At 54.3% G+C, this 24,465-nt stretch carries 14 protein-coding genes and 2 tRNA genes; 9 read left to right on the top strand and 7 right to left on the bottom strand.

What is annotated here, in order from left to right:
• The first annotated feature begins 81 nt into the window (after window positions 1–81).
• Window positions 82–154: transfer RNA gene (locus tag J7I43_RS03125), tRNA-Gly, on the top strand.
• A gap of 300 nt (window positions 155–454) precedes the next feature.
• Here the strand turns inward: J7I43_RS03125 and J7I43_RS03130 are convergent.
• Window positions 455–655: a hypothetical protein gene (locus tag J7I43_RS03130; protein ID WP_209143129.1), complete on the bottom strand. Its 201-nt coding sequence runs from the start codon at window positions 653–655 to the stop codon at window positions 455–457.
• A gap of 57 nt (window positions 656–712) precedes the next feature.
• Complete coding sequence (locus tag J7I43_RS03135; RefSeq protein ID WP_209143131.1) at window positions 713–1,756, bottom strand: glycosyltransferase family 2 protein; 1,044 nt, start codon at window positions 1,754–1,756, stop codon at window positions 713–715.
• Between the two features lie 123 nt (window positions 1,757–1,879).
• Here J7I43_RS03135 and J7I43_RS03140 point away from each other — a divergent pair, with 123 nt between their 5' ends.
• The 7 genes from J7I43_RS03140 to J7I43_RS03170 all read left to right on the top strand — a co-directional run bounded on the left by J7I43_RS03140 (window position 1,880) and on the right by J7I43_RS03170 (window position 11,730).
• On the top strand, window positions 1,880–3,022 hold the full coding sequence (locus J7I43_RS03140) for a sensor histidine kinase (protein WP_209143133.1): 1,143 nt from the start codon (window positions 1,880–1,882) through the stop codon (window positions 3,020–3,022).
• A 52-nt stretch (window positions 3,023–3,074) separates the two neighbouring features.
• A tRNA-Leu gene (locus J7I43_RS03145) sits at window positions 3,075–3,158 on the top strand.
• Window positions 3,159–3,640: 482 nt separating this feature from the next.
• The gene (locus J7I43_RS03150) at window positions 3,641–4,237 is read left to right on the top strand and encodes an RNA polymerase sigma factor (RefSeq protein ID WP_209143135.1); all 597 of its coding nucleotides are present in this window, start codon (window positions 3,641–3,643) and stop codon (window positions 4,235–4,237) included.
• 59 nt (window positions 4,238–4,296) lie between these two features.
• Entirely contained in the window at window positions 4,297–5,418 is a 1,122-nt protein-coding gene (locus tag J7I43_RS03155) for a FecR family protein (RefSeq protein ID WP_209143137.1), read from the top strand.
• 237 nt (window positions 5,419–5,655) lie between these two features.
• Window positions 5,656–8,973 carry a TonB-dependent receptor gene (locus tag J7I43_RS03160; RefSeq protein ID WP_209143139.1) on the top strand — a complete coding sequence of 1,106 codons (3,318 nt, stop codon included), beginning with the start codon at window positions 5,656–5,658 and terminating at the stop codon, window positions 8,971–8,973.
• A gap of 10 nt (window positions 8,974–8,983) precedes the next feature.
• Window positions 8,984–10,435, top strand: coding sequence for a RagB/SusD family nutrient uptake outer membrane protein (locus J7I43_RS03165; protein WP_209143141.1), 1,452 nt, complete (start codon window positions 8,984–8,986; stop codon window positions 10,433–10,435).
• Between the two features lie 20 nt (window positions 10,436–10,455).
• On the top strand, window positions 10,456–11,730 hold the full coding sequence (locus tag J7I43_RS03170) for a polysaccharide pyruvyl transferase family protein (protein ID WP_209143143.1): 1,275 nt from the start codon (window positions 10,456–10,458) through the stop codon (window positions 11,728–11,730).
• 166 nt (window positions 11,731–11,896) lie between these two features.
• Here J7I43_RS03170 and J7I43_RS03175 read toward each other — a convergent pair whose 3' ends face one another.
• From J7I43_RS03175 to J7I43_RS03195, 5 genes are read right to left on the bottom strand one after another with little or no spacing between them, the layout of a single operon-like run.
• The gene (locus J7I43_RS03175; protein ID WP_209143144.1) at window positions 11,897–14,881 is read right to left on the bottom strand and encodes a discoidin domain-containing protein; all 2,985 of its coding nucleotides are present in this window, start codon (window positions 14,879–14,881) and stop codon (window positions 11,897–11,899) included.
• Between the two features lie 40 nt (window positions 14,882–14,921).
• On the bottom strand, window positions 14,922–17,774 hold the full coding sequence (locus tag J7I43_RS03180; protein WP_209143146.1) for a glycoside hydrolase family 2 TIM barrel-domain containing protein: 2,853 nt from the start codon (window positions 17,772–17,774) through the stop codon (window positions 14,922–14,924).
• Between the two features lie 12 nt (window positions 17,775–17,786).
• Entirely contained in the window at window positions 17,787–18,578 is a 792-nt protein-coding gene (locus tag J7I43_RS03185; RefSeq protein ID WP_209143148.1) for a sialate O-acetylesterase, read from the bottom strand.
• On the bottom strand, window positions 18,575–20,257 hold the full coding sequence (locus tag J7I43_RS03190; RefSeq protein WP_209143150.1) for a RagB/SusD family nutrient uptake outer membrane protein: 1,683 nt from the start codon (window positions 20,255–20,257) through the stop codon (window positions 18,575–18,577). The genes J7I43_RS03185 and J7I43_RS03190 overlap by 4 nt, the downstream gene beginning before the upstream one ends.
• Window positions 20,258–20,284: 27 nt before the next feature.
• Window positions 20,285–23,236 (bottom strand): SusC/RagA family TonB-linked outer membrane protein, encoded by a 2,952-nt coding sequence (locus J7I43_RS03195; protein WP_209143152.1) that lies wholly within the window; start codon window positions 23,234–23,236, stop codon window positions 20,285–20,287.
• Between the two features lie 215 nt (window positions 23,237–23,451).
• Between J7I43_RS03195 and J7I43_RS03200 the strand changes: the two genes are divergently transcribed.
• A complete protein-coding gene (locus J7I43_RS03200) occupies window positions 23,452–24,465 on the top strand; it encodes a LacI family DNA-binding transcriptional regulator (RefSeq protein WP_209143153.1) in 1,014 nt (337 codons plus the stop codon).

A 24,465-nucleotide genomic window follows, 5' to 3' on the forward strand; every position in this document is an offset into this window, starting at 1 on the left:
AGAAAATTTTTCGCGTGAATCCGAAATATTATTTGCTGATTTCAAACTGTTTCCTATTTTTGCAATCCCAAAACGGGAAGCGCGGAAGTAGCTCATTTGGTAGAGCACGACCTTGCCAAGGTCGGGGTGGCCGGTTCGAGCCCGGTCTTCCGCTCAAAAAACAAAAAGCCTGGTTGTTGCAACCGGGCTTTTTTATGCGATTTAATGCCGAAACACAACAAAGAACAACGCTGTACGGCCCAGGGTAAATCAGCATTTAACCTTCTTCATCAGCAGTATTTTTAAGATCTGCCGCGAGCGGCCTGTTTCCGGGGCCTGTCAAAAAAAAAACAGCCATTTCAACAACCATTCCCTTTCATTACAAAAGCAATTAAAATTATCCTTTATATAACCCCTCCGGGCACAAAAAAAGCCGCGCCATTGCGCAGCTTTTCTCAATATCCTTAGCTGTAATTTATTTGTATTTCGGATCGTACAGGGAGCTTTCCGGAACGGCCACTTTAGGTTTGCCTTTATAACGGTGCCCGAAGAGCGCATAACTTCCGCCTACCAGGAATGCCAGGATGCAGGCAATTTTCAAATAAAACAGGAAGCGGGAGGAAGATACCCAGTCGCGGGTAAAATCGTTCGTATTTTCAACTGTATGCTGGTCCATATTCATTTTTTTCGCTCTGCAAACTTACAAAGCAAATTTTTAAAGTCCAAATCGCTTTTATTTCTTCTTCGGGTGCCAAAGGGTCGAAAAAGTGCGTTTGTTGAGGAAATAATAGCGCCAGATCATGATCCCGTGAAACACGCCGTTGAGGTCGAACAGGCGTTTGCGGGGGATCGTGTCCCGGATGTTTTTTTCTTCCGTTCTGCGCCAGCGGTAATAATCGCGGTAGGCGCGGAAGATGGCCATCATGTCTTTCGGTTTGCCTGATACCAGGCTTTTAATAGCCGCCATCAGGTCCAGCACATGGCGTTGTGTGAGGATGATCCATTGCTCGCCGAAATGCAGGTTTTTGCAGAGCATGATCAGGTTGTTTCGGAAATTGAGATATAATTTGCGGGGATTGCCCTGCGGAAGGCTGCCGCCGCCCACATGGTACACCACGGCCGAAGGGCAGAAACATATCCGGTAATCTGCCCGCTGCAATCGCCAGCACAGGTCTACTTCTTCCATATGCGCAAAAAAATAAGGATCGAAGCCGCCCACTTCCCAGAAAGCGGACGAGCGGATGAACAGCGCAGCGCCCGTTGCCCAGAAAATATCCTGCGGATTGTCGTATTGCCCTTTATCTTCTTCCGTTGTATAAAGAATGCGGCCCCGGCAGAAAGTGTAGCCGAGAATGTCCATCCAGCCGCCGGCCGCGCCCGCGTACTCGAAACTTTCCCGGTCGTGGTAAGCCCGCAGTTTGGGCTGGCATGCCGCAATACGCTCGTCTGCCTGCATCTGCGCCACCACCGGCGGTATCCAGCCGGGCTCCACTTCCACGTCCTGGTTGAGCAGCACGTAAATATCGGCCTTCACATGTTGGAGGGCTTCGTTGTAACCGCCTGCAAAACCGCTGTTGGTGGGGTTGCGGATGATCTTTACCTGTGGAAAGGCGGATTCGGTGAAAGCAACGCTGTTGTCTGAAGAAGCATTGTCCGCCACGTAGATCTCCAGGTTGCCATCATATACGGAAGCGCATACGGAAGGAAGAAAGCGTTCGAGAAAGGCTTTTCCGTTCCAATTGAGGATCACGACCGCTACCGAGGGCAATACTGTCAAAAGAGTTCCGTTTAATCCGTGACGTAATAATTTAGCGTTGCAAATATGCAACAAAGCCTCCAAATATTACTAAATTAGTTCATTGTTAACAGTCGGTACCGATTGTGGTTTATAAACTCACTGATGTTTAAACAGTACATAGGCTGGAAATTTACCCTGGTAGCGGTGGCGGTGGTCATCATTGTAACCACTATCTGGTTTGTCAACAACCTGTCCGAGAAAATACAGCACGAAGAAACGAAGAACGTGGCCACCTGGGTGGAAGCCAACCGCGAACTGCTGCAGGCCCCGGATGACGCGAACCTCAACCTGGCCGTGGGGATCGTTACCACTAATACCACCATTCCGTTGATCCTGACGGACGATCACGGCCAGATCATCGACCATCGTAATATGGATTCGGCGAAGGTGATGAACGACAAGGAGTACCTGCCGCGGCAGCTCACCGCTTTCCGCAAGCAGCATCCGCCTTTCATTATGGCCATCGACGCCAAAACCAATTACTACATTTATTACGGCGATTCCCTGATCCTTAAACAGGTGCGTTATTACCCGTACATACAGCTGCTGGTGGTGGCTTTGTTCATCGGCATCGTACTTTTCGCATTGTCCAGCACCAACCGGGCCACGCAGAACTTGGTGTGGGTGGGCATGGCGAAAGAAACGGCGCACCAGCTGGGCACGCCGCTCAGCTCGATGGAGGCCTGGCTGGAAATACTGAAAGACAAAGAGGAAAATGTCGCCATCGCCAGCGAGCTGGGCAAAGACGTAGACCGGCTGAAGCTGATCAGCGAGCGTTTTTCCAAGATCGGCAGCGTGCCCAGCCTGGAAGAGCGCAACGTGGTGGAGCAGGTGGCGAATATGGTGGCGTACATCCGCAAGCGGGCGCCGCAAAAAGTGCGGTTCACTTTGCAGTCGGCCGAGGAGGAAGTAATGGCGATGATCTCGCCGGCGCTGTTCGACTGGGTGCTGGAAAACCTGCTGAAAAACGCGCTGGACGCGATGGAAGGGAAGGGAGACATTACGGTGCTGATCGAAAATCACCCGGCGCATATTTGTATCGATGTAACGGATACGGGGAAGGGGATACCGAAAAGTTTGCAGGACAAGGTATTTAATCCCGGTTTCAGCACCAAAAAGCGGGGCTGGGGGCTGGGGCTGTCGCTGGCGAAACGGATCATCCAGGACTATCACAAAGGCCGCCTGACGGTGAAATGGAGCGAGGCGAACAAGGGCACGACGTTCCGTATTTTGCTCCGGAAATAAATTTATTTGCTTATTATTAAAAAGGCTTTATTTTTGCAACCCACAAACAAGCGCGGAGGTGGCGAAATTGGTAGACGCGCTACTTTGAGGTGGTAGTGCCTGAAAGGGCTTGGGAGTTCGAATCTCCTCCTCCGCACACACGAGACAAATGAGGGAAATCCTTGTTTGTCTCGTTTTCTTTTTAGCGGAATTCCATATCCAGCATATATATCAGCCGAATGGCCTCATTCACTCTTTTAGTTCGAAAATTTCGTCCGTCAAAAGTCAACTTTTCGGGATAAATCGAATTAAGAAATTGTCAATTCCATCAATGCCATCTTTTAACAGTTTCTTACGAGCCACTACCACATCGTTACGGTTCAACCGGAGAATGCAACAGGTTGTTGCGTTGTTTCCTGAGTGCCTGCAGCCGCACGATCGTATCGAGCCCATGTGTTTTTTCCTGCGTCAGGAAGCACTATTTTTTCCCGCCTGTTGGCCTGATATTGTTTCAGTATCATAGTTGGCGCCACTTGTACACATTCCCATAGACAAACTGCACGCCGTGAACGGTACTTTTTCTTTGGACTATTCCGAATGCTGAAAAGTTTTATATATTTTAGTACTCCACGCAACGTTATGAAAATGGACCGTCATCACCACCCGGAATCATTGTCCGTACGCCTCTCCGAAGGTGATGAATCTGCGTTCCGCGAGTTCTTTCACCTGTACAGCCACCACATTTACAACGTTGCTTTTATCATGACCAAATCTGCCGGGCTGGCGGAAGACATGGTGCAGGAAGTGTTCCTCAAGATCTGGCTCAGCCGCGCCAGCCTTGCCGGCGTGGAAAACCTGAAAGCTTACCTCTATACCAGCGCGCGGCATCATATCCTGAACGAACTGCGCAAAAAATCCCACAACCTGCAGTTTACCGATGCTTTACTGGAATACTTCAGCGAGTCTGCGGACAATCCTGAGCAGGCCCTGCTGAGAAAGGAGTCCCGCGGTTTTCTCCACCAGGCCATTGCCCACCTGCCTGACCGGCAACGCCTCATCTACCGGCTGAGCAAGGAAAAAGGGCTGAAGCAGGAAGAGATAGCCGCCCGGCTCAACATCAGCCAACATACCGTACGTAACCACCTGGCCCAGGCGTTGGTGAATATTCGTCACTTCCTCGAACGCGCCACCACGGGCACCTTACTGCTTTTCTGCCTGTTACAGGCAGGCTTCTGAAAAAAAAATTGCGGGAGACTAGTAATATCCCTGCCGGGATGTGTCTTTATACATAACACATGCCTACAAGATTCGAGATATTGCTGCAGGGCTACATTACCGGTACGCTTACGCCGCCGGAGGTGGAGGAGTTCCTGCAACTGATGAGAGACCGAGACCTGCGCCTCCCTGACGCGGTGCAGCATCTGCTGGAAACGGCCGATCATCCACCATTACCCCCTGAAAAAGAAGCGGAGCTGGCCGGCGCGATCCTCCGCAGGGCGCGCCGCGCAGAACGCCGCCGCCCTGTTTACTGGCTGGCAGCCGCCGCTGTGCTGGCCATAGCGGGTACCGGGTTGCTGTACATGCTGCGGCAGGAACGGCCCGCGGCCCCGATGCAGACCGGCAGTGTAACCAGCAAGGTACATCCCGGTTACAACCAGGCCACGCTGGTACTGGCAGACGGCACCACCGTACCGCTAGACAGTACGGGCAACCAGCAGATACGCCGGAACATCCGTCAAAGCAACGGCCAGCTGCATTATACCGCGGGCGACCAGGCTTCCCAGATCAATACCCTGGTAACGCCTAAAGGGGGCCGCTTTGGCATCACCCTGCCGGATGGCAGTAAGGTATGGCTCAACTCCGCCTCCTCCCTCCGCTACCCCACCGCCTTCACCGGGCAGCAAAGAGTGGTAGAGCTGAAAGGCCAGGGTTATTTTGAAATAACGCCGGCGTATTCCAAACCCTTTGTGGTAAAGGTGAATGATATGGAGGTACAAGTGCTGGGCACCCGTTTTGACGTGATGGCTTATGAAGATGAAAAGGCCGTTAACACCACGCTGCTGAGCGGGGCTGTAAGGGTAAGGAACGCGGCGGCTGCACAAACGCTGCGGCCGGGGCAGCAGGCGGTGCTGGAAGGCGGCGGCACGCGCATTGCCGTGCAGCAGGCAGATACGGCCAAAGCCATTGCCTGGAAGAACGGCCTTTTCCTGTTTGACAACATGGACCTTGAAACGATATTAAGAGAGGTATCGCGCTGGTACAATGTAGAAGTAGTGTACCATGTAAAACCCAGCGCAGAGCTGTACGGCGGGGCCATCAGCCGTAGCATGAGCCTGGAAGCCGTACTGCATATGCTGGAGGGCAGCGGATTTAACCACCTGCAACTGGAAGGGAGAAATATAACGGTACTGCCATAATCATACAACAACACAAAAACGCCACGTAATTACTTCAACCAAATAAAAACAGTAAATAAAACTTTTACGGGAATACACAAAAAAACCGGAAGTGGTTGCATCACTCCCGGCTGCATCTGGTATTCCCGATAATCTGAGAAGGACTATTGTTAGACTACCAAACACCGCTAAAGTATGTATTTTAATGCGAATGAAAAAGCCCTGCACCGGCACAGGCTTTTAACTACGTTGTGTAAAATGATCAAGATCACTGCATTTATCCTCTTTGTAACATGCATGCATGTGAGTGCAACCGGTCTTTCACAGCAGGTAACGCTGTCGGTCAAAAACGTACCGCTGCAAAAACTGTTCAAGGAAATCACCGCGCGCACCGGCGTGTCTGTGATCTATGGCGAAACGGTGCTGCGCAATACAGCGCCGGTTACGCTTTCTGTTAAGAACGCCTCACTGAAGCAGGTGCTGGACCTTTGTATAAAAGACCAGCCGCTCAGCTACACCCTTGAAGGCAACAGCATCATCATTAAACGCCGGCCTGCCGGCAACCCGCCCGAAGCGCCGCCGGCCGCCGCGGCAGACTCGCTGATCACAGCCACCGGCAGGGTTACAGATTCCAAAGGCGAGCCGGTGCCGGGCGCTACCGTGTTGGTGAAAGGCACCATGCATGGCACCAACACAGACGGTAACGGCCACTTTTCCCTGAAGGGCGTGCCGCCCGGCGCAGTGCTGCAGGTCAGCTCACTGGGTTTTGAGCCGCAGGAGCTGGCGGCCCGCAGCGGCGGGGTGAGCATTATGCTCAAAGAATCCGCCAGCAGCCTCAACGAAACGGTGGTGGTAGGGTACGGCACGGTGAAGAAAAGCGACCTCACCGGCGCAGTGGCCAAAGTAGGAGAAGCGGCCATCAAATCAACCCCCATCCCGTCTTTAGACAGGGCTATGCAGGGCCGCGCCGCGGGCGTACAGGTTACTACCAATTCCGCGCGGCCAGGCGGTGCGGCCACCATCCGCATACGCGGTTCCGGCTCCGTGAATGCCGGCAACGACCCCTTGTACGTGATAGACGGCTTCCCCGTATCCGGCGGGCTTAATTCTATTAACGCAGACGACGTAGAATCTATCGAAATACTGAAAGATGCTTCCGCTACTGCCATCTATGGCTCCAGGGGCTCTAACGGCGTAGTGATGGTCACCACCAAACAAGGCAGGCCGGGTAAGGCCGTGGTGAGCTACAACGGCTACTATGGCTCCCAATCCGCACGCAGAACTATTCCGCTGCTGAACGCGCAGCAGTTCGCATTGTTCGTGAACGAAGCGCTGACCAACAACGGCGCGGCGCCTTACTTTAACGGCAGCACGCCGGAAAGGGCGCTGCCGGAAACTTTCGGAGAAGGCACAGACTGGCAGGATGTTATATTGCGCAATGCGCCCATCCAGAACCACCAGCTGGGCGTGAGCGGCGGCTCTGAAAAATCCCGCTACTCCATTTCAGCAGGGTATTACGACCAGCAGGGCATCATCAAAAACTCCGGCTTCAAACGGTATACCCTGCGCGCGAACCTCGCTAACGACATCAGTTCCCGCGTAAAGACCGGCCTTTCCATGCAGGGCGCCTACACACAGAGCAACAGCGCCAAAACGGATGTAGACGGTACAGAAGGCGGCGGCGTTACCAGCTCGGCCCTGAGCTATTCCCCTACCTTTCCTGTGTTTAATGAAGACGGCAGTTATTATAAAAACCAGGGCTCGCTGAACGGGTACGGGGTAGATAATCCGCTGGCCGTTGCCAACGAGATCATCAACAAAAATTCCGTGCTGCGCCTGCTGGCCAATACTTACCTGGACTATGAGATCATTGACGGGCTGCATTTCCGCACCAGCCTTGGCGCAGACCTGCAAGCCTCCAAAACCAACAATTACACCACGCGCAAAGCCCTGGCCGGCGCTTCCCTGGGCGGCTCCGCCGCTGTGGCCAACTCGCAGAGCATCAACTGGCTCAATGAAAACACACTGCATTACACCCGCCAACTGGGTCGTTATCATTCTCTCAACGCACTGCTGGGTTATACCATCCAGGGCCTGAGCACAGAAAACGCGACGGCAAGGGCCAATACTTTTTCTGACGACTTTGCCCGGTACAACAACCTGGAGGCGGGCTCTACGCTCGTAGCCCCCAGTTCGGACGCCAGCAATTGGAAACTGATCTCTTACATCGCGCGCGTCAATTACGGGTTCGACGATCGTTTCCTGCTCACCCTTACCGCCCGGCGTGATGGTTCCAGCCGCTTCGGCCCGCGGCGCAAGTTCGGCGTCTTCCCCTCCGGCGCGCTGGCCTGGAAGCTGATGAACGAGCGCTTCATGCAGAAGCAGTCCATTTTCTCCGACGCCAAAGTGCGCGTGAGCTATGGCCTTTCCGGCAACCAGGAAATCGGGGATTATCAATACCTGGCCAATATTGTCATTTCCCAATACGTACTGGGCGGTACCCTGCAGTCTTCCGCCCACACCTCCGGCATTGCCAACCCTGACCTGCGCTGGGAGAAGAACGCGCAGTTCGATGCCGGTATCGACCTGGCCTTCTTCAACAACCGCCTTCAGCTCACGGCCGACTATTACAATAAAAAAACCGCTGACCTGCTGTTTTCCGTGAGCGTGCCCACCTCTTCCGGCTTCACCACCACGCTCAAGAACATCGGCAGCGTGCGCAACCGGGGCGTGGAACTGGCGCTGGCCAGCGTGAATATAGACCGGCATGATTTCCGGTGGACCACCGATTTCAACATCACCTTCAACCGTAACAAGGTACTGCGGCTGGATGGCCGGGAAAGTTTTACCGCCGGTGCAGACGCCCGCCTTTTCAACACCGCCATCAATCCCATCCTGCTGCAGGTAGGCAGCTCCCTTGGCAATTTTTACGGGCTGGTGATGGATGGCATCTTCCAGAACAAGGAAGAAATAGACGCCTCCGCCCAGAAAACCGCCAAGCCCGGAGACATCCGTTACAAAGACGGCAACAATGACGGTGTGATCAATGATAACGACAGGGACATTATCGGCAATTCCAACCCTGATCTTTTCGGCGGCCTTAATAATACTTTCACTTACAGGGGGATAGAACTGAACGTGTTCATACAGGGCAACTATGGGAACGAGATACTGAACTACGGCAACTTTGACCTGCTGAACCTTACCGCCGGCAACAACCAGAGCGCCCGCGTGCTGGACCGTTGGACGCCGCAGCACCCCAGCAATAACATGCCCCGCGCCAACGCGGCAGGCGGCTCCCGCGTGCTCAGCAGCTTCCAGGTGGAAGACGGCTCTTATCTCCGCTTCAAGAATATTTCATTGGGCTACAACCTGCCGCAGAGCTGGCTCGGCCGTCTGCATGTCAACTCCCTGAAAGTGTACATTGCCGCGCAGAACCTGTTCACCATTACCCGGTACAATGGCTACGACCCGGAGGTGAACCGCTTCGGTAGCTCCTCTCTCAGCCAGGGGCTCGACTATGGTACCTATCCGGCAGCCAAAACCGTACTGGCAGGCATTAACCTGAAATTTTAATCTTATGAAGATGATCAAACAAACAATATATATGCTGATGGTGGGGATACTATTGACGGGCACCGCCTGCGAAAAGCAGCTGGACATTGCATCCGTTACCAACCTCACCAACGCCACCTACTATAAAACAGCGGAAGACGCCAAGTCCGCCCTGGGCGTGTGTTACAAGAACATGGGCGTGCTGGACCCATTCCCGGACCTGGTGACTACAGACGACGCTGTGCCTTTCCTTTCCGGCGCCGCAGACAGGGTGCTGCTTTGGCGGTACAACCTCACGCCTTCCAATTCTTTCATCAACATTTACAGCGGCGCGTATGCAGGCATCAACCGGTCTAATACGGTGATAGACAGGCTGCCCGGCATTCCCATGAACGAAGACCTGAAAAACAGGTACATAGCCGAAGCCAAGGTGCTGCGCGCCCTGCACTACTTCAACCTGGTACGCCTCTATGGCGGCGTGCCCGTCACTATAACGGAAACGACTACACTGGAAGGGCTTGACATACCACGTAAAGGCGTTGACGAAGTATATGCGCAGATAGAAAAAGACCTCACGGAAGCGGAAAACGTACTGCCGCCCAGCTATCCCGCCGCGGACGCCGGCAGGGTGACTTCAGGAGCCGCCAAAGGGTTGCTGGCAAAAGTATTCCTCACCCGCGCGGGTACAGACAAAAACTCTCCCTTCTGGGCCCGGGCGGCCGCCAAGGCCAAAGAAGTGATAGACCAGGGGGTGTATGGCCTCCACGCCAATTTTGCGGATGCCTTTGCACTCACCGCCCGCGGCGGCAAGGAAAACATGCTGGAAGTGCAATACCTCACAGACGTTTACGGTCACGGCACAGGGCGGGGCTATGGGCCGCGCGCAGCGCCTATTTTCCCCGGCGGCGGCTCTGCCATTGCAAGGCCCACGGAAAGCCTCTTCAACGCTTACGCGGCTAACGACAAGCGGAAGCCTGTTACCTTCATGACCTCCTATACCTACAACGGCGTTACTACCAATCTTTCCATCACAGACCCCGATCCCAGCAAAGCCGTGTCTTTCCAGAAGCTGTGGGACAGAACCGCCAAAACCAATGGAGGCGAAGGCACCAGCCGGCCGGTATTGCGGTATGCAGACGTGTTGCTCATATACGCCGAAGCCGCCAATGAAGCTAACGGCGCACCTACCGTTGAAGCCTATACCGCGTTGAACGACGTGCGCGCGCGTGCCGGACTGGCAGACCTGAACGGACTGAGCTACCAGGCTTTCAAAGAGGCCGTTTGGCTGGAAAGAAGGCTGGAGCTGGCTTTTGAGAACAACCGCCGCTTTGACCTGGTGCGCACGGGCAGGCTGTTAGACGCCGTGAAAGCGGAGAACAGCTACAACCGGAATGCGGAGATACAACCCTTCCATGTACTGTTTCCCATCCCCCTGTCTGTTATGGACGCCAGCCCCACGCTGGAACAAAACCCAGGCTATTAATCCATTAAAACAACAACATCATGTATACACGCAGACACTTTCTGACCCAAACGCCGGCCATGCTGGCATTGCTGGCGGGCCTGCCCTCACTGGCCAGCTCCTGCAACAGCAAAAAGAAAACCATCTTGCTCCGCTCTTCATGGCAAACCGTCAACATCGGGGATATTGGCCATACCCCCGGCGTGCTCGCGCTGCTGGAAAAACATATTCCCGATGCGGACGTCATACTCTGGCCTTCCAGTGTAGATAACGGCGTGAAAGAAATGCTGGAGCTGCGTTTCCCGAAAGTAAAAATAGTGCAGGGTGAAGAAGAAATAGAAGCCGCCATTGCCCAGTCTGATTTTCTGGTGCATGGCTCCGGCCCTTCCCTGACAGCTCGTAAAGACGTAGCGCGCTGGGCCGCCACCGGCAAGCCTTACGGCATTTACGGCATTACATTTCCCGGCTACTACGGAGAGCCGTCTGCCGCCACCAAAGCAGCTTTCCCCACGGAAGTGGAGCTGCTCACCAAAGCGCAGTTTGCTTATTTCCGGGATTCCATTTCCCTGCAGTTTGCGAAAGATCATGGCGTGAAATGCCCCATTATGGGCTTTGCGCCAGACGGCGCTTTTGCAGTAGACCTGCAGAACGATGCAGCGGCAGAGGCTTTCATGAAAGCACACGGGCTGGAAGCAGGCCAGTTCCTTTGCGTGATACCCCGGCAGCGTTTCACGCCCTACTGGGAAATACCTTCTAAAAAACGGCCATTAGACGAAAAAAAGAACGCACGCAACCAGGAAATGAGAGAGCATGATAACGCTCCCATACGCGAAGCCATTGTAGAAGTGGTGCGGCAAACACCCATGAAAATACTCATCTGCCCCGAAGATGAAACACAGGTAAAACTGGGTAAAGAAATTTTGTACGATAAATTGCCGGAAGATGTAAAAGCGAAAGTGGTTTGGAGGGACCGTTACTGGCTGACAGACGAAGCTGTGAGCACTTACCGCCGCTCCGCCGGCATGTTCGGGCTGGAAATGCACTCTCCCATTATGTGCATCGGCAACGGCATTCCGGCCATGGTAGGCCGCTTTCATGAACAAACCAGCAAAGGCGTAATGTGGCTGGACATTGGCCTGGGCGAGTGGCTGTTTGATATGGACAATGAGGCAGACATCCCCAAAATACTGCCCGCCGCACTGGCCATGGCCAAAGATCCCGCCGCAGCAAAGCAGCTGGCAAAGAAGGGGCAGCAGTTCGTAGAAGATAAACAGCGTGAAACAATGGGCGTGCTGAAAAGCAAGCTGAATGCATAAGTGAAAAAGGGATAGCAGTTTTTGGAACAGAGATCCGCTACGGCTTGACACTGTAGCGGATCTTTCGTTTAAGTTGCCGCATGTATGCAAACGCCGGCTTATCGAAATAACAAAACGGGGGAACCCAAAGGCTCCCCCGTTTCAATGCATTAACACAACAGCCCCGTCACTTTCCCCAAACAAAAATCTCTGCGCTGCCAGGCGTTATAATCACCCGGCGCCCCTTGTCTTCATCGTCTCCCAACTGTCTTGTTTCCCGCACCAGTACAAACGTAATGTCCGATGCGGCGTGTTTTTTCACCAGTTCGGTAACGTCCAGCCAATGATCTGCCGCAGTGCCGGTAAACGCCAGTTCGCCCGCCACAAAAGCATTGCGGCCTACTTCTTCTACCAGCGCTTCCTTACGGTTCAGCAGCGGCGCATTTTGCCAGTTTAGTGACGCGGCGCTCCACTTGCTGTTGGGGATGCCGTATACATGCAGCCGGAACGGACGGCTGTTGTCGCTGCTGCGGCCATTTACGCGCAGCAACACGCGTGCTGCCTGTGGAATGTTTTGGCCCGCGAGGTTAAAACGCAGGTAAGTTACCTGGTTGTTGGAAGGTGTGGCGGCATCCAGTTGCACCTGCAATTGTTTTGGGCCGCCCTGCATGCTGATGCCTGCTTCTGCCGCGGCTTTCAGCGGGCGCGCGGCTTTTGCATGTTTGGGAATGGTGAGCAGCATGACCGTTTGCGGCGGTAATGTCACGTCTATTTTTTTGTTGGCGGCAAGCGGTCCCAGCAGGCTGGCCTCGCCGTATTTTTCGGCGTTTACGGTTTCGGCGATGACTGGCGTGGAGGTGGTTATGCCCAGCGCGGAAACATCCAGTTGCAGGCGGTATTCAAACGGGCCGCGTTGTACCAGCCAGATATAGTAGTTGCCGGTTTTTTCATCGTAAGCCGTACAGGCGTCCAGGCCGCTGTCGTTCACGGACGTGATGGTTTCGTACAGCGGTCTGCTGCCGCGGAAACCTTTTGCGAAGAGGCGCACCACTTCGCCGGTACGCTGAATGCCGGACACGTTGTAGTTGGGTTGTAAAGAAGGCCCGTCGCCGGCGGCGAACAGTTTTATTTCACGAACGGTGAGACTGCCTTTGTCTGTGCTGATGAAACGCACTTTACCGGTGGTTACCGGTTGGGTGAAGGAACTGAATACCTGGGCGTATTTGTTATTTTCCACCGCCGTGCCGGTAATATCTTTCCAGCCGTCGGCCGCGGCGTACTGCAATCTGAAATTGCGGATGCGGTCTGGCGCGGTGTATACGCCGCCGTCGCTGCCGGTGTAGATCACGGCGCTGCCCAGCGTTTGCGGTGTTCCGAGGTCTATTTCCAGCCATTTTTCAGCAGCGGAGGAATCTGAGGTCCATGCCGACTGGTTGGATTTGTCGTTGTCCGTTACGGCTGCGGCATCGCCGCCGGAGCTGCGTACTGGCTTGTTGAGCGCGAGGTTGCGGTATGCGTCTTCCACGATGCGCCGGCCCTGCCAGATGAAATGATGACCGGATTTGATACCCCTGGGATAGGGGCCGCTGGCGGTATTGGCAAATTTGAAGGCCCACATGCCGTAACCGCCGTTTTTCATATTGTTGGTGTAGATGCCCGCCCATTCGGTAAAGAGGGACGGGGAATCCATCGTTTCTTCTTTGTCTATGAGGTAAGCGTTCATCCAGCGGCCTATTTCCGTGTAGGCAATGGGCAACGGATTACCGGCGGGATGATTTTCCTGTATAATGCTGCGGATATTATTGATGCGCGATGCGTAACCCACTGCGGGGGAGTTGTAGGAATGGGTGGAAAAAATTTCCAGCAGGTCTTTCCCTACTTTTTTACCGTGATAATCCGTGCGGATAGCACGCGCTACACCCGCCCACCAGTCTGTATTCTGGCCGGCGGTCACCGGGCCTACGAATTTAGGTACGAGGCGTGTGCCGTATTTTTTGTTCACATCTTCCACCGCCGCATGAATAGCATCGGACACGACCTGCATGCCCATGATCCACTGATCCAGCTGCATAGGGCCGGAGTTCCGGTGATTGGGCTCGTTCTGCATGGCAAACATCGCCACGTTGCCTTTGCGGGCGGCATGGTAAGCCAGCGCATAATAACGCTGCCATTGTTTCCATTTATTTTCCCAGTTGTCTTTAAAGTCGGTACTGCCCATTTGCAGCACCACGTCAACATCCAGCCGTTTCAGCTCCGTGAGCGCATAGTTGAACACCATGGCGTTGGTGGAAGAAGAATCCGGCAGATCGTACAGCGGCAGCAACTGCTCCCATTTGATGAAGCGATTGTGCTCGGGGTTGGCGCGTAATTCTGCTTTTCTTTTATCGAATTCTTCTACGGATTGCAGCGTTTTATCTACCTGCACGCTTTTTTCCGGCACAAAAGCATTCATCGAGGCCCATACCCTGAAACTGTTTACCTGCGAGTATTCCACCCAGCCGGATACATTGCTGCGCGGCATGTAATAACCCTGGTTGTAACCTACGTATTGAAGAGAAGCGCCGCTTATTTGGTTGCTCACGGTGATAACGGCCTGCCGGGGAGCGGTGGAAACTTCCTGCACCTGCAGCGAAGAGGTGGCGGCGGGCGGTTCGGGCATATTGGCGGCAGGTGTGCCGAAGGCTTCGATTTCCATCACGTTCACGGGCTCGCCGTCGTCGCATACCAGCCGTATTTTGTAAGTGGTAACGGTAGGACTGTATTTGAAAACCACGGTCACCAGGCGGTTTTCATGCACTTCGCTTTTAGGGAAATCGCTCCAGTTGGCATCGTCCCAATATTGCATCTTAAAATTTTTCATCGACCAGAAGCCTGCTGCCTGCGTGGTTTCGTCGGGCCGCTTTTCCGCATCGGCAATACCGGTATGGATGCGAAGTTCGTTGATGTTATAATATTTTTTCAGGTCTATTTCGATGATGTGCGGCGCTTTGCCGTTGGCCGCCTCCCAGCGCGCATGGCGGGATATTTTCCCGTCAACGATATTGGCGGCGGAACTGCCGGGAGCCTGTGAAGTAACTGCCACGGGCTTATGCAGGGCAAGGTTCTGCTGCTGTGCGGCAGCATGCAAACCGGCCAGCAGGCTGTATGAGAAAAAAAGAATTTTTGCGTTCATGTGACTGTCTGAAATTTTCAAGAATGATAACACGCCGCGTTTATCTGAATGCGGTTTCCAGCAATACAAGCCTCCTGTCCCCGCTGTATTGCATCTTCACGGTAGTGCTGTTCAGCGGGCAATCCACCCATGTGCTGGCGCCTGCGGCAATTTCTTTGCGAACGGGGGCCTGGCCGTTTACCTGTACGGTAATCGGCAAAGCTTCGTCCGCTTGGTTCCACACCAGTGTGGCGGCGGTTTTGCGGCCTTCCGGCACACGGCACCAGAAAAATCCTTCGCCTATATTGCCGGTGGTATCGATCGGTTCGGGCACATTGCCAAAGCCGCGGAGAATATAAGGGCCGTACATACGGCGGCCATTGGCCACATACTGCACCCCGGGCCTGGTGTTGAAGCCGCCGCCGGCGCCCTGGAAACGGTTGCCTTCGCGGGTGACCCGTACCGTGCTTTTGATATTGGCCGGCGCACGTGGTACGGCGTGTACCATGAGGCCGCTGTTAACGCCCGTCAGTACGCCTTTTTCAGTATCATAGTCTCCCCACACGATAGGCGCGGTAATAAGCGGGTAACGGTCGTGGCCCGGTTTGCCGGCCATGTAGTTCACCAGGTTGGTCAGCATACGGTCCGCCACAGGATCTATGCCTGCGCGGGCCGCGAGGTCGAGGCCGCAGAGCAGCAGGCTGCCTTTGCCATCAAAGAATTCCGCAAGGGCCATGCCTTCCAGCGCAACACCGTAGTTGCCCAGCACTGCAATATGTTCCAGGTCTTTTTTGTGAACAGGCACAAAACCATCGGTAACGGGGTACACCGCGGGAAAACCGGGTTGGGATTCATTCCAGCCTGTATAGTCCGACCATACGCGTAAACGTTCTCTTGCGATGCCGTTAAACACAGGATGCTCCGGTCTTTCAGGGTTCAGGTAAAGCCCGTTGCGGGAAGGGCGCGGTGGCGGCGGATAGGTGGGCACATCCAGCTGCGCGGTGATATTTTTGACCGGCACGGGCAACAGGCTGTTCAATGCGGGCATGTGCGCACTATCCTGCCGGAGACATAACACCCGGCCGCCGGCCCGCACAAATGAACGCAGACTGCTCATCTGCGTCTGCGCGCTGTTTTCACCTAATACTACGGTAGCGCCCGCAGGCAGCTGCTGCAGGGAAGCAAGTTTTCTGAACGGGATATTGCCGCGGTTAAACGCGGCCGCGGTTTTGCCGGACGGGTCGTAGAGGTAGATATTGGATACCGTTGGCGTCGCGCTTTTGATGCCGATGTATAATGCATCGTAATTTTCTGATACGACTTTGTTTTCCCGCAATATTTTTCCCACCAGTTCGTAATTGCCGCTTTGCAGCGTTGCAGGCAAAATAATGGACAACTTTTTCTGCCAGGTGCTGTAATAAGCCACGGCAGGTAATTGCAGCGTGTCGCTCAGTATGGTGATGTGACCGTTGCTGCGCAGCTGATACACCAGCTTCGCGTTACGCAGGTCTTCGAACCGGTCGTCGTCGTTTACCACATGCAGCACTGGTTGAATGGTAGCGCCGGCATATGCCTGCGTGGTCCAGTTTTCCCAGCTTACCAGCAGCGGCTGGTAGGAGAGACGGGCCTGCCGGGTAACGGGCTTCGGGTCCATGTCTACGAACTGCTGCACATTGTTCCAGTTATAAAAAAGAATGGTGAAAGGAAATACGCCGCTCAGCTCGGGATTGATCACACGGAGGCGCCTGAACAGTTCCGTCGCTTTTTTGAAGGTAAAGGACTGGTGCTCGTCCGCCAGCCTGGCCTGTTCGTTCCAGGGTGCGTGGCCCGTCCAGTTCAGCTGCGAGCCGGGATTTTTATGGTCAGGCGTCAGGTTGTACTTACCGTCCGGACCGGTATAGTTGCCCACGCATTCGGTAAAAGTAACAGGCTGCACTTTTTTGGGAAAGGGCACGATGGCTGCGTTGTTGCGGATGTTGATGAAGTTGAAAGGCGAGCAGTAATACCAGCCCCAGTAACGGTGCAGGTCGCAGATGTCGCCGGATTTGCCGTAGCCGTAACCGGCATTGGCGATGTAAAGGCGCGTGCTGTCCCAGCGGCGGAGTGCGGGATGGGCGTAAGACAGGAATTTTTCCCAGCGTTCGCTGATCTCGCCTGTGTAGGGCACTTCATTCGTCATGGCGTATACCATCAGGCTGGGGTGACTGGCAATATCTGCATAGGCTTCGTTCTTATACCAGTTTACGGCTTTATCATAAGCGGCGGGCGGTTTTTCTCCCATCACGGTGCTGCTGTAGTTGCCGCCGAATACCATCATGCCCAGCTCGTCGCATACGTCATACCAGTTTTCGTTATTGGGAATGCGGATGATGTTGACGTGCAGGCTTTTCATGAACCGCACGTATTCTTCCGCAAACCGGCGGCTTTTTTCGATGGAATCGGGAATACCGCGGCCGGGGGGATTGATGGCGATGCCGCGGAGGAACACCGGTTTGCCGTTGAGCCACAGCTGCCCGTTGCGGGATTCGAAGAACCGGAAGCCGATGCGCCGTTGCAGCGTTTGTTCCTGCCTGCCGGGTTCGCTCACCGTGAAGCTGAGCTGGTAAAGGTTTGGCACGGAGGGCGTCCAGCTCCTGGCGTTGATATGACCGGTGTGGAAGACCAGTTTTTTTTCTTCCGCCAGCACGGCCGAAGGCGTCAGCGCCTGGTCAAAGATGGTGGTGCCCGTGAGGCTGTCCGTTATCCTGATCCTGTATTGCGCGCCAGCTGCGGGTAATCCGTCAAAAATGGCTTCGAGCTTCACCGAGCTGAGCGTGGTAAAAGTTGTAATGCGCTGCGGCACGCCGTTGGCGCTTAGCTGGCAGTACAATACAAGGGCCATGTGTAACAAAGCCAGTTTCCTGAATACGTTCATCAATTTTACGTTTTAAGACCTGTGCTTTTGCAAGGCTTTCATTTTTGCCGCGAAACGTTTGCCGTATTCGGTGGCAGACGCGGCATCAAAATGTGTGTTATCTCCTTTATGGTTCAGTCCTTCTGAAGTGGCTACCGCCGTGAAGGGTACCAGTTGCGGCAATTTATCCAGCTCGGTATTGAACTGGCGGTAGTTTTCCCGGAAAGCACCCAGCTCCCCCGCCACGAAGGGCAGCTGCGGGTTTCCGGCTACCGTGCGGATGCGCGTTATCAGCGCCTGCAGTTTGGCGAGATAGGCTTTGGTCTTTTCCGGGCTCGTGTCCGCCTCTCCCTGCAGCCAGATCACGCCGCGCAGCGTGCCGCTTTTCATGGCTTCCTGCAACCGGGTCAGCATATCGTCGTACGGATGCGTGCCGGTAGGTTTGTCAAAGCCGCCGGGCGTCCACGATTCAATGGAGCTGCCGCCTACGGCGCAGGGTATCAGCGCAATGGTTTTCCGTTTCTTTTTTTGGGCCATGGCCTCCCCAAAAGAAAGGCCCGGGCCAACGCCCGCCACTTTCGGTTTATCGAAATGCAGCGGGTGTTTGGCCTGTACCCATTGCAGGGCTTTGGTAAACATCACAACATGGCGGGGCGCCGCTGCCTGGTACGCCCCGCTTATTTCGCCACGGCCCGCCATGTTAGACTGGCCGATCAGCAGGTAAAGGTCATAATCCGTCCGCTGCTGTGCTTTAATGCCGCTTACTAGCGCCAGCAGCGCCATGCAACAGGCGGCTGCCAGCTTGAAGGAATATTGTATCATCATTGGTCGTATCCCAAATTTTGTTCCATGGGCTTGGTAAGGTTTGCGTCTATCACGCTCTGCGGAATGGGCAGCAGCGTGTCTCTCAATGCTATTTTCGCGCCGGTGAACCGGTTGTATTGTTTCGTACGGGCAAACCAGGTGCCGGTGCGCAGCAATGTGTAACGCCGGTGCTCTTCTGAAAACAGCTCGCGGGAACGTTCATCCAGGATAAAGTTCATGTTGACATCCGCAGCGTCGATAGGCGTGGCATGTGCGCGGTTGCGCAGGGCATTGATGGTGGTAGCCGCGCCGGAAGGATCGTTCAGCTTGAACTGGGCTTCCGCCAGCAGCAGGTATGTTTCCGCCAGGCGGAGGTACACCTGGTCGTTATAGTTGGAAGAATTTTCTACATCCGGCGGAGGCGGCGCCCAGTCCCATTTGCGGGTGCTCGGCCAGTTCTGTGCCGTGGTAGCGCTCGGGTTCGGCTCCTCGCAGTCGATGCTGAGCTTTATGGTATCTCCCAGCGCGGAGCCGGTCCAGCCAGGCGCGGCGCAGGTGGCAGTGGGCTTCGATCCCGTGGGCAGAGACGACGGGTTGTTGATGAGGTAGAAATAACGCCATGCATGGTAAGAACCACGGTCGTCGCCGGGGCCGTACACGGAAAACGCGTATTTGGTGGCGGCAAACCGGCCGATGCCGCGCCCGCCGTTCTCTACGGAGAAAGTAATGGGCGTTTTATTGTTTACTTTGATGGTGTTGTAACGGTTCACCCACCATCTTCTCATAATATTCACATCGCCGCCTACGGTGAGGTATTCGTTCTGGAAGGTCCAGAGCACTTCCCGGTTGCCTTCGCTGCGGTTGGAGTTTTTGTCGAGAAACATGTCGGTGAAGGGCGTGCCGGGTTGGTTGGCGTTTACGCCGTACCGGGCGGTGATGAGGTTGTAGTTGCCGTTGGATACCACGGCCTGCGCCTTTTCCCTGGCTTTTTCATTTTCGCCCATGGCGAGATACAGTTCCGCCAGATAGTGCTGGGCCACTACTTTGCTGGCTCTGCCGTCCATCACGGGTACATCGGGCAGGTGCGCTTCCGCGAACAGCCAGTCCTGCTCCATGGCGGCGCGTACTTCGGCTACCGGCGTTCTCTCCCAGTCTGTGCGGATGCTGTTGCCGTCGGATTCATGAAGGTTTAACGGCACGTTGCCCCAGAGGTAGGTGAGGTGGCGGTACGCCCATGCCCTGATGAGGCGCGCTTCCGCGAGCACCTGGTTCTTTTCGTCTTCCGTCCATTCCACATCGGGATTGTCCGCCCGGTCTACGATGGTGTTGGCGGCGTTGATGGTCTGGTAGAGATATTCCCACAGGTTGCGTATGTATCCGGCAGTAGGGTTCATCCGCACGCCGAAATCGTTGAATACGGATTCCGCCGCGCCGCCAGCAGGGTAGAGGCTGTAAGCATTGTCTACGCCAATGATGGCAGCAGTGCTGGTAAGATCGTTGCTGGCGCCGTTGATACCTTTGCGCTCTGACCGTACCTGGCTGTAAAGCCCGTACAGGCCCGCGTCGAAACCCGCCTTGTTTACATACAGGTTATCCGGCGCGATGATTGCTTTGGGTTCTTCATCGAGAAAACCCTTGCGGCACTGCACGCTGCTGAGGACTAATATGATGGAAAGCGATAGCTTGGTGAATTTGTTCATAACAATTGTTTTCTGATAAAAAACCGATTATAACCCAATGGTAAGACCCACTACAATTTCCCGCTGAAGCGGAATGCCATACTGGTTTGAAAGCTCCGGGTCCAGGCCTTTGTAGCTGGTAACCGTGGCCAGGTTGCGCGCAGTTACGTAACATTTGGCGGCATTGAGCTGCAGCCTCTTTTTGAGGGATGAAGGCAGCTCGTAGGCCAGTGATACGTCTTTCAGGCGCATAAAGCTGCCGTTCTCATACTGCTGCACGCTCAGCTTGTTGGCATTGGCGTCGTTGGAAAAATGCGTGCCGTTGGGATTTTTGGGAGACCACCAGTCTTTTTTCACCGTATTGCGGCGGGTATCGGCAAATACGTTATCGCTTTGCAGCGGGTTGTCTTTCGTAACGCCCTGTACGCCGAACAGGAACACCATCAGGCTGAATTCCTTGTAGCGGAAAGTGTTGGTGAGGCCCCAGGTGAACTTGGGATCGCGCTGGCCGATAAAGGTACGGTCGGCGGCGGTGTTGATGGTGCCGCTGCCGTCTACGTCCTTCACCCTTACCCAGCCTGGCTGCGCGTCTTTCTGGGCAGAGGCCGCCACTTCTTCTTCAGACTTGAAAATGCCGTCGTATTGCAGGGCGTAGATCATGCGGATGGGTTTGTTGATGAACCATCCGTTCAGCACATCGTCTTTCCCGTCTCCATACAGGTCCAGTATCCTGTTCCGGTTGCTGGAGAAGTTGGCGTTCGTGTTCCAGTTAAAGTTCCTGGATTTGATGTTGGTGGAAGTAATGCCGATCTCTATGCCTTTGTTGGATGTTTTGCCGATGTTCTGCAGCACCTCGGTGATGCCTTGTACGGAAGAAATGCTCCGCAGCAGCAGCAGGTCTTCCGTGCGGGCCGAGTACATATCCACCGTACCCTGGATGCGGCCGTTGAACAGCCCGAAATCCAGGCCCAGCGAAAAGGAGCGGGTAGATTCCCAGCCGAGGTTTTCGTTGGATAATTTATTGGGAATATAACCCGGGTACAACGTGGTGCCGCTGATGTACGGCGCGCTGGTCATGGTAGCCAGCGAGCTGTAGCTGGATACGGCCTGGTTGCCGTTGAGGCCGTAAGAAGCGCGCAGCTTGAGGTTGCTGATAACTTCCGCCTGCTTCATGAAATTTTCTTCGGAAATATTCCAGGCCACCGCGGCAGAAGGGAATATGCCGTATTTTTTGTCCTTACCGAAAGCGGAATAACCGTCGCGGCGGGCGGTAAGCGTTAACAGGTACCGGCCGTCGTAGCCGTAGTTCACGCGGACCATTTGCGAGAGCAGGTTCTGCTTGAAGTTGGTAGACGATGGCGTGAGCAGCGAGGCCTGGTTCATCTGGTAGTTGGTGAGCACATCATTCGGAAAATCCACGCCTTCGAGCTGATCGCGGTCGAAATCCTCGCTCTGGCTGCTGTACAGCGCGGTAACGTTGAGGCTGTGCACGCCGAACTCGCGGGAGTAGTTCAAGATGTTCTCGACGGTGAAGTTCCGGCCGAGGGAAGTGTAATTGATGGCGTTGCCGTTCTTTTCCAGTCCAACGGCCACGTCCCTGCCATAATAGGTTTTGCGCGACACGTTCTCATATTCCACACCGGTGTTCAGCTTGTAGCTAAGGCCCTTTACAAAAGGAACATCTATTTTCAGGCTGTTGGTGCTGAAGATGCGGTAGGAATTATCCTGGTTCTTCACCAGCATGCTGCCCAGCGGGTTGCGGGCCTGCTTGTTATCAAGATAAGCATATACGGCAATAGTACCATCTTCGTTATACGGCGCGGTAAGCGGGTTGAAGAAGTTGGCCCCGCCGCCTGCATTGCGGCTGTCGTCGAACTCTACGGGTAGGCCTGAACGGTCCTGGAAAGAAATCTGTGTGCTCGTGGCCATGGTGAGCCACGGAGTAATTTTAATGTCTAATGTCGGGCGGAAGGAATAACGTTTAAAACGGTCGTTTTGCGCTACGCCTTTTACATCAAGATAAGTTCCGCCTACGTAATAAGTTACTTTGTCCGTACCGCCGCGTAAAGAAAGAGAATGCTGCATTTTGCTGCCCTGCCGGGTAGCCAGGTCATACCAGTTCACCCATTTGCCGGCGTCGTACACTTCCTGCTCCTGTGGGCTCAATATGTTGGTATTAGCGTTGAGGCGGGTGGTCTTGAACTCGTAGAACTCCGGCCCGGTGAGCAGCCGGGGTTTGTTGATGAGGGTTTGGGTGGAGTAGTACCCGTCGTAGGTAATATCCGCCTTGCCTTTTCTGCCTTGTTTGCTGGTGATAAGAATAACGCCGTTAGAGCCTCTTGACCCGTAAATAGCGGCTGCGGACGCGTCTTTCAGCACTTCTATCGATTCCACGTCGTTGGGATTGATCTCTGAAATACCGCCGGTATAGGGGATGCCGTCCCAGATGATGAGCGGGCTGTTGCTGGCGCTGATGGAGTTGCGGCCCCTTACCAGTATGGAAAGATCGTTACCTTCGGCGCCGCCGGCGTTGGTATTGATCTGCAGGCCGGGCACGGAGCCCTGCAAAGCCTCTGCTACGTTGGTGTTGGGGAGCTGCGTCAATCTTTCTTTGGGGATGGAGGCTACCGCCCCGGTTACATCCCTTTTGCGCTGCGTGCCGTAGCCTACTACCACTACGGCGTTGAGGGACTGTTCGGATTTTTCGAGCTGCACATCGTAAAATGTGCCGCTGCCAAGCGTTATTTCCTTTTCCGCAAAACCAAGGGAAGAAATAACGAGTACAACGCCGGTTGTTTTAGTCAACTGGAGAGAAAATGTGCCGTCCGGCTGTGTGGTGGTGCCGGACGAAGTGCCTTTAACTGCCACGGTGGCGCCTGGGATGGAGTTTCCATCCGTATCTGCTACCCGCCCTTTGATGTGCGTGGTCTGCGAAAAGGCCAGCCGTGGAATGATCAGCAATACCATGAAGGTAATTCTTAACGTGGCGGAGATCGACATAGGCAATCGTTTAAAATAAGTAAATAATGATGGTGAGATTAGTCCGGTCGGTAATTTTTGGTTGCATTCCGATAACCTAATTTATGTACAAACTCCGTGGAAAACCAGCAGGAAGCGGCTGAATGGCTACTATAACGATTGAAATTGAAAATGTAGCGGTATATTCCTGTTTCAATTAGGATATTTTTGTCAGATAACCGGTAAAATAATTCCACATGAAAAGAGGCGTTACACTGAAAGATATTGCCCGTAAGCTTAATATGTCTGTTTCCACGGTGTCCAAAGCGCTGAGCAACGATCCCACCATCAGCCTGCCGACCAGGGCGCGGGTAAAGAAGCTGGCGGATGAATGGAATTATATCCCGAACGAAGCGGCGCGGCATTTTAAGCTCAGCAGAACGTCTACCATCGGCCTCATCATTCCCGACCTGATGGACCAGTATTATGCGCTGGCGATCAACGGCGCGGAAAAAGTGGCGGGCCAGCATCAGTATAATGTGATCATCGCACAGTCTCACGAAGACCCCGGGCGGGAAGATGAGATCGTGGACCTGATGTTGCGCAATCGTGTAGACGGTTTGCTGGTGGCTATTTCCAAAAAAAGAGAAGATATGTCGGTTTTCAAAAAAACCGCTTACACCGGTATCCCGGTCATATTTTTCGCCCGCCCGCCGAAAGAAGACGGTTTTGACGCCGTTATTTCAGACAATGAGCACGGCGCTTTTAAAGCCACCGAATTTTTGATCAAAAAAGGGCATAAGCAGATAGGGTACATTATGGGCCCGGAATCCATGTCCGTAAGTTATACGCGGCTGGACGGCTACCGCCGCGCGCTGGATAAGTATAAGCTGCCGTACAACGGTGCGCTGGTAAAGTCCGTCGATTTTACGCAGGAGGCCACGTTTGCCGCCATGCGGCGTTTCATGAAAATGGCGACGCCGCCCACGGCATTTTTCGCGTTCAAAAATTACATCGCGCTGGACGCTATAGAATATCTCAAGAGGAAACATCCGGCCCTGTTGCAGCAGATCGATTTTGCCGGCTTCGGGAACCTGCCGCTGCTGCAATACCTCGATCACAAACCGGTAGCGTCCATAGAAGAAAGCTCGTACGAAATGGGAGAAGAAGCAGCCCGGCTGCTGCTGCGCACGATCCACGAAGAAATACCGGAAGAAGGCCGCCCGGTGCAGCACATCCAGATCAGCTGCAAACTGCTGGTGCATAAGTAG

Origin of the sequence: Chitinophaga chungangae, assembly GCF_017742215.1 — a bacterium.
GTDB lineage: Bacteria > Bacteroidota > Bacteroidia > Chitinophagales > Chitinophagaceae > Chitinophaga > Chitinophaga chungangae.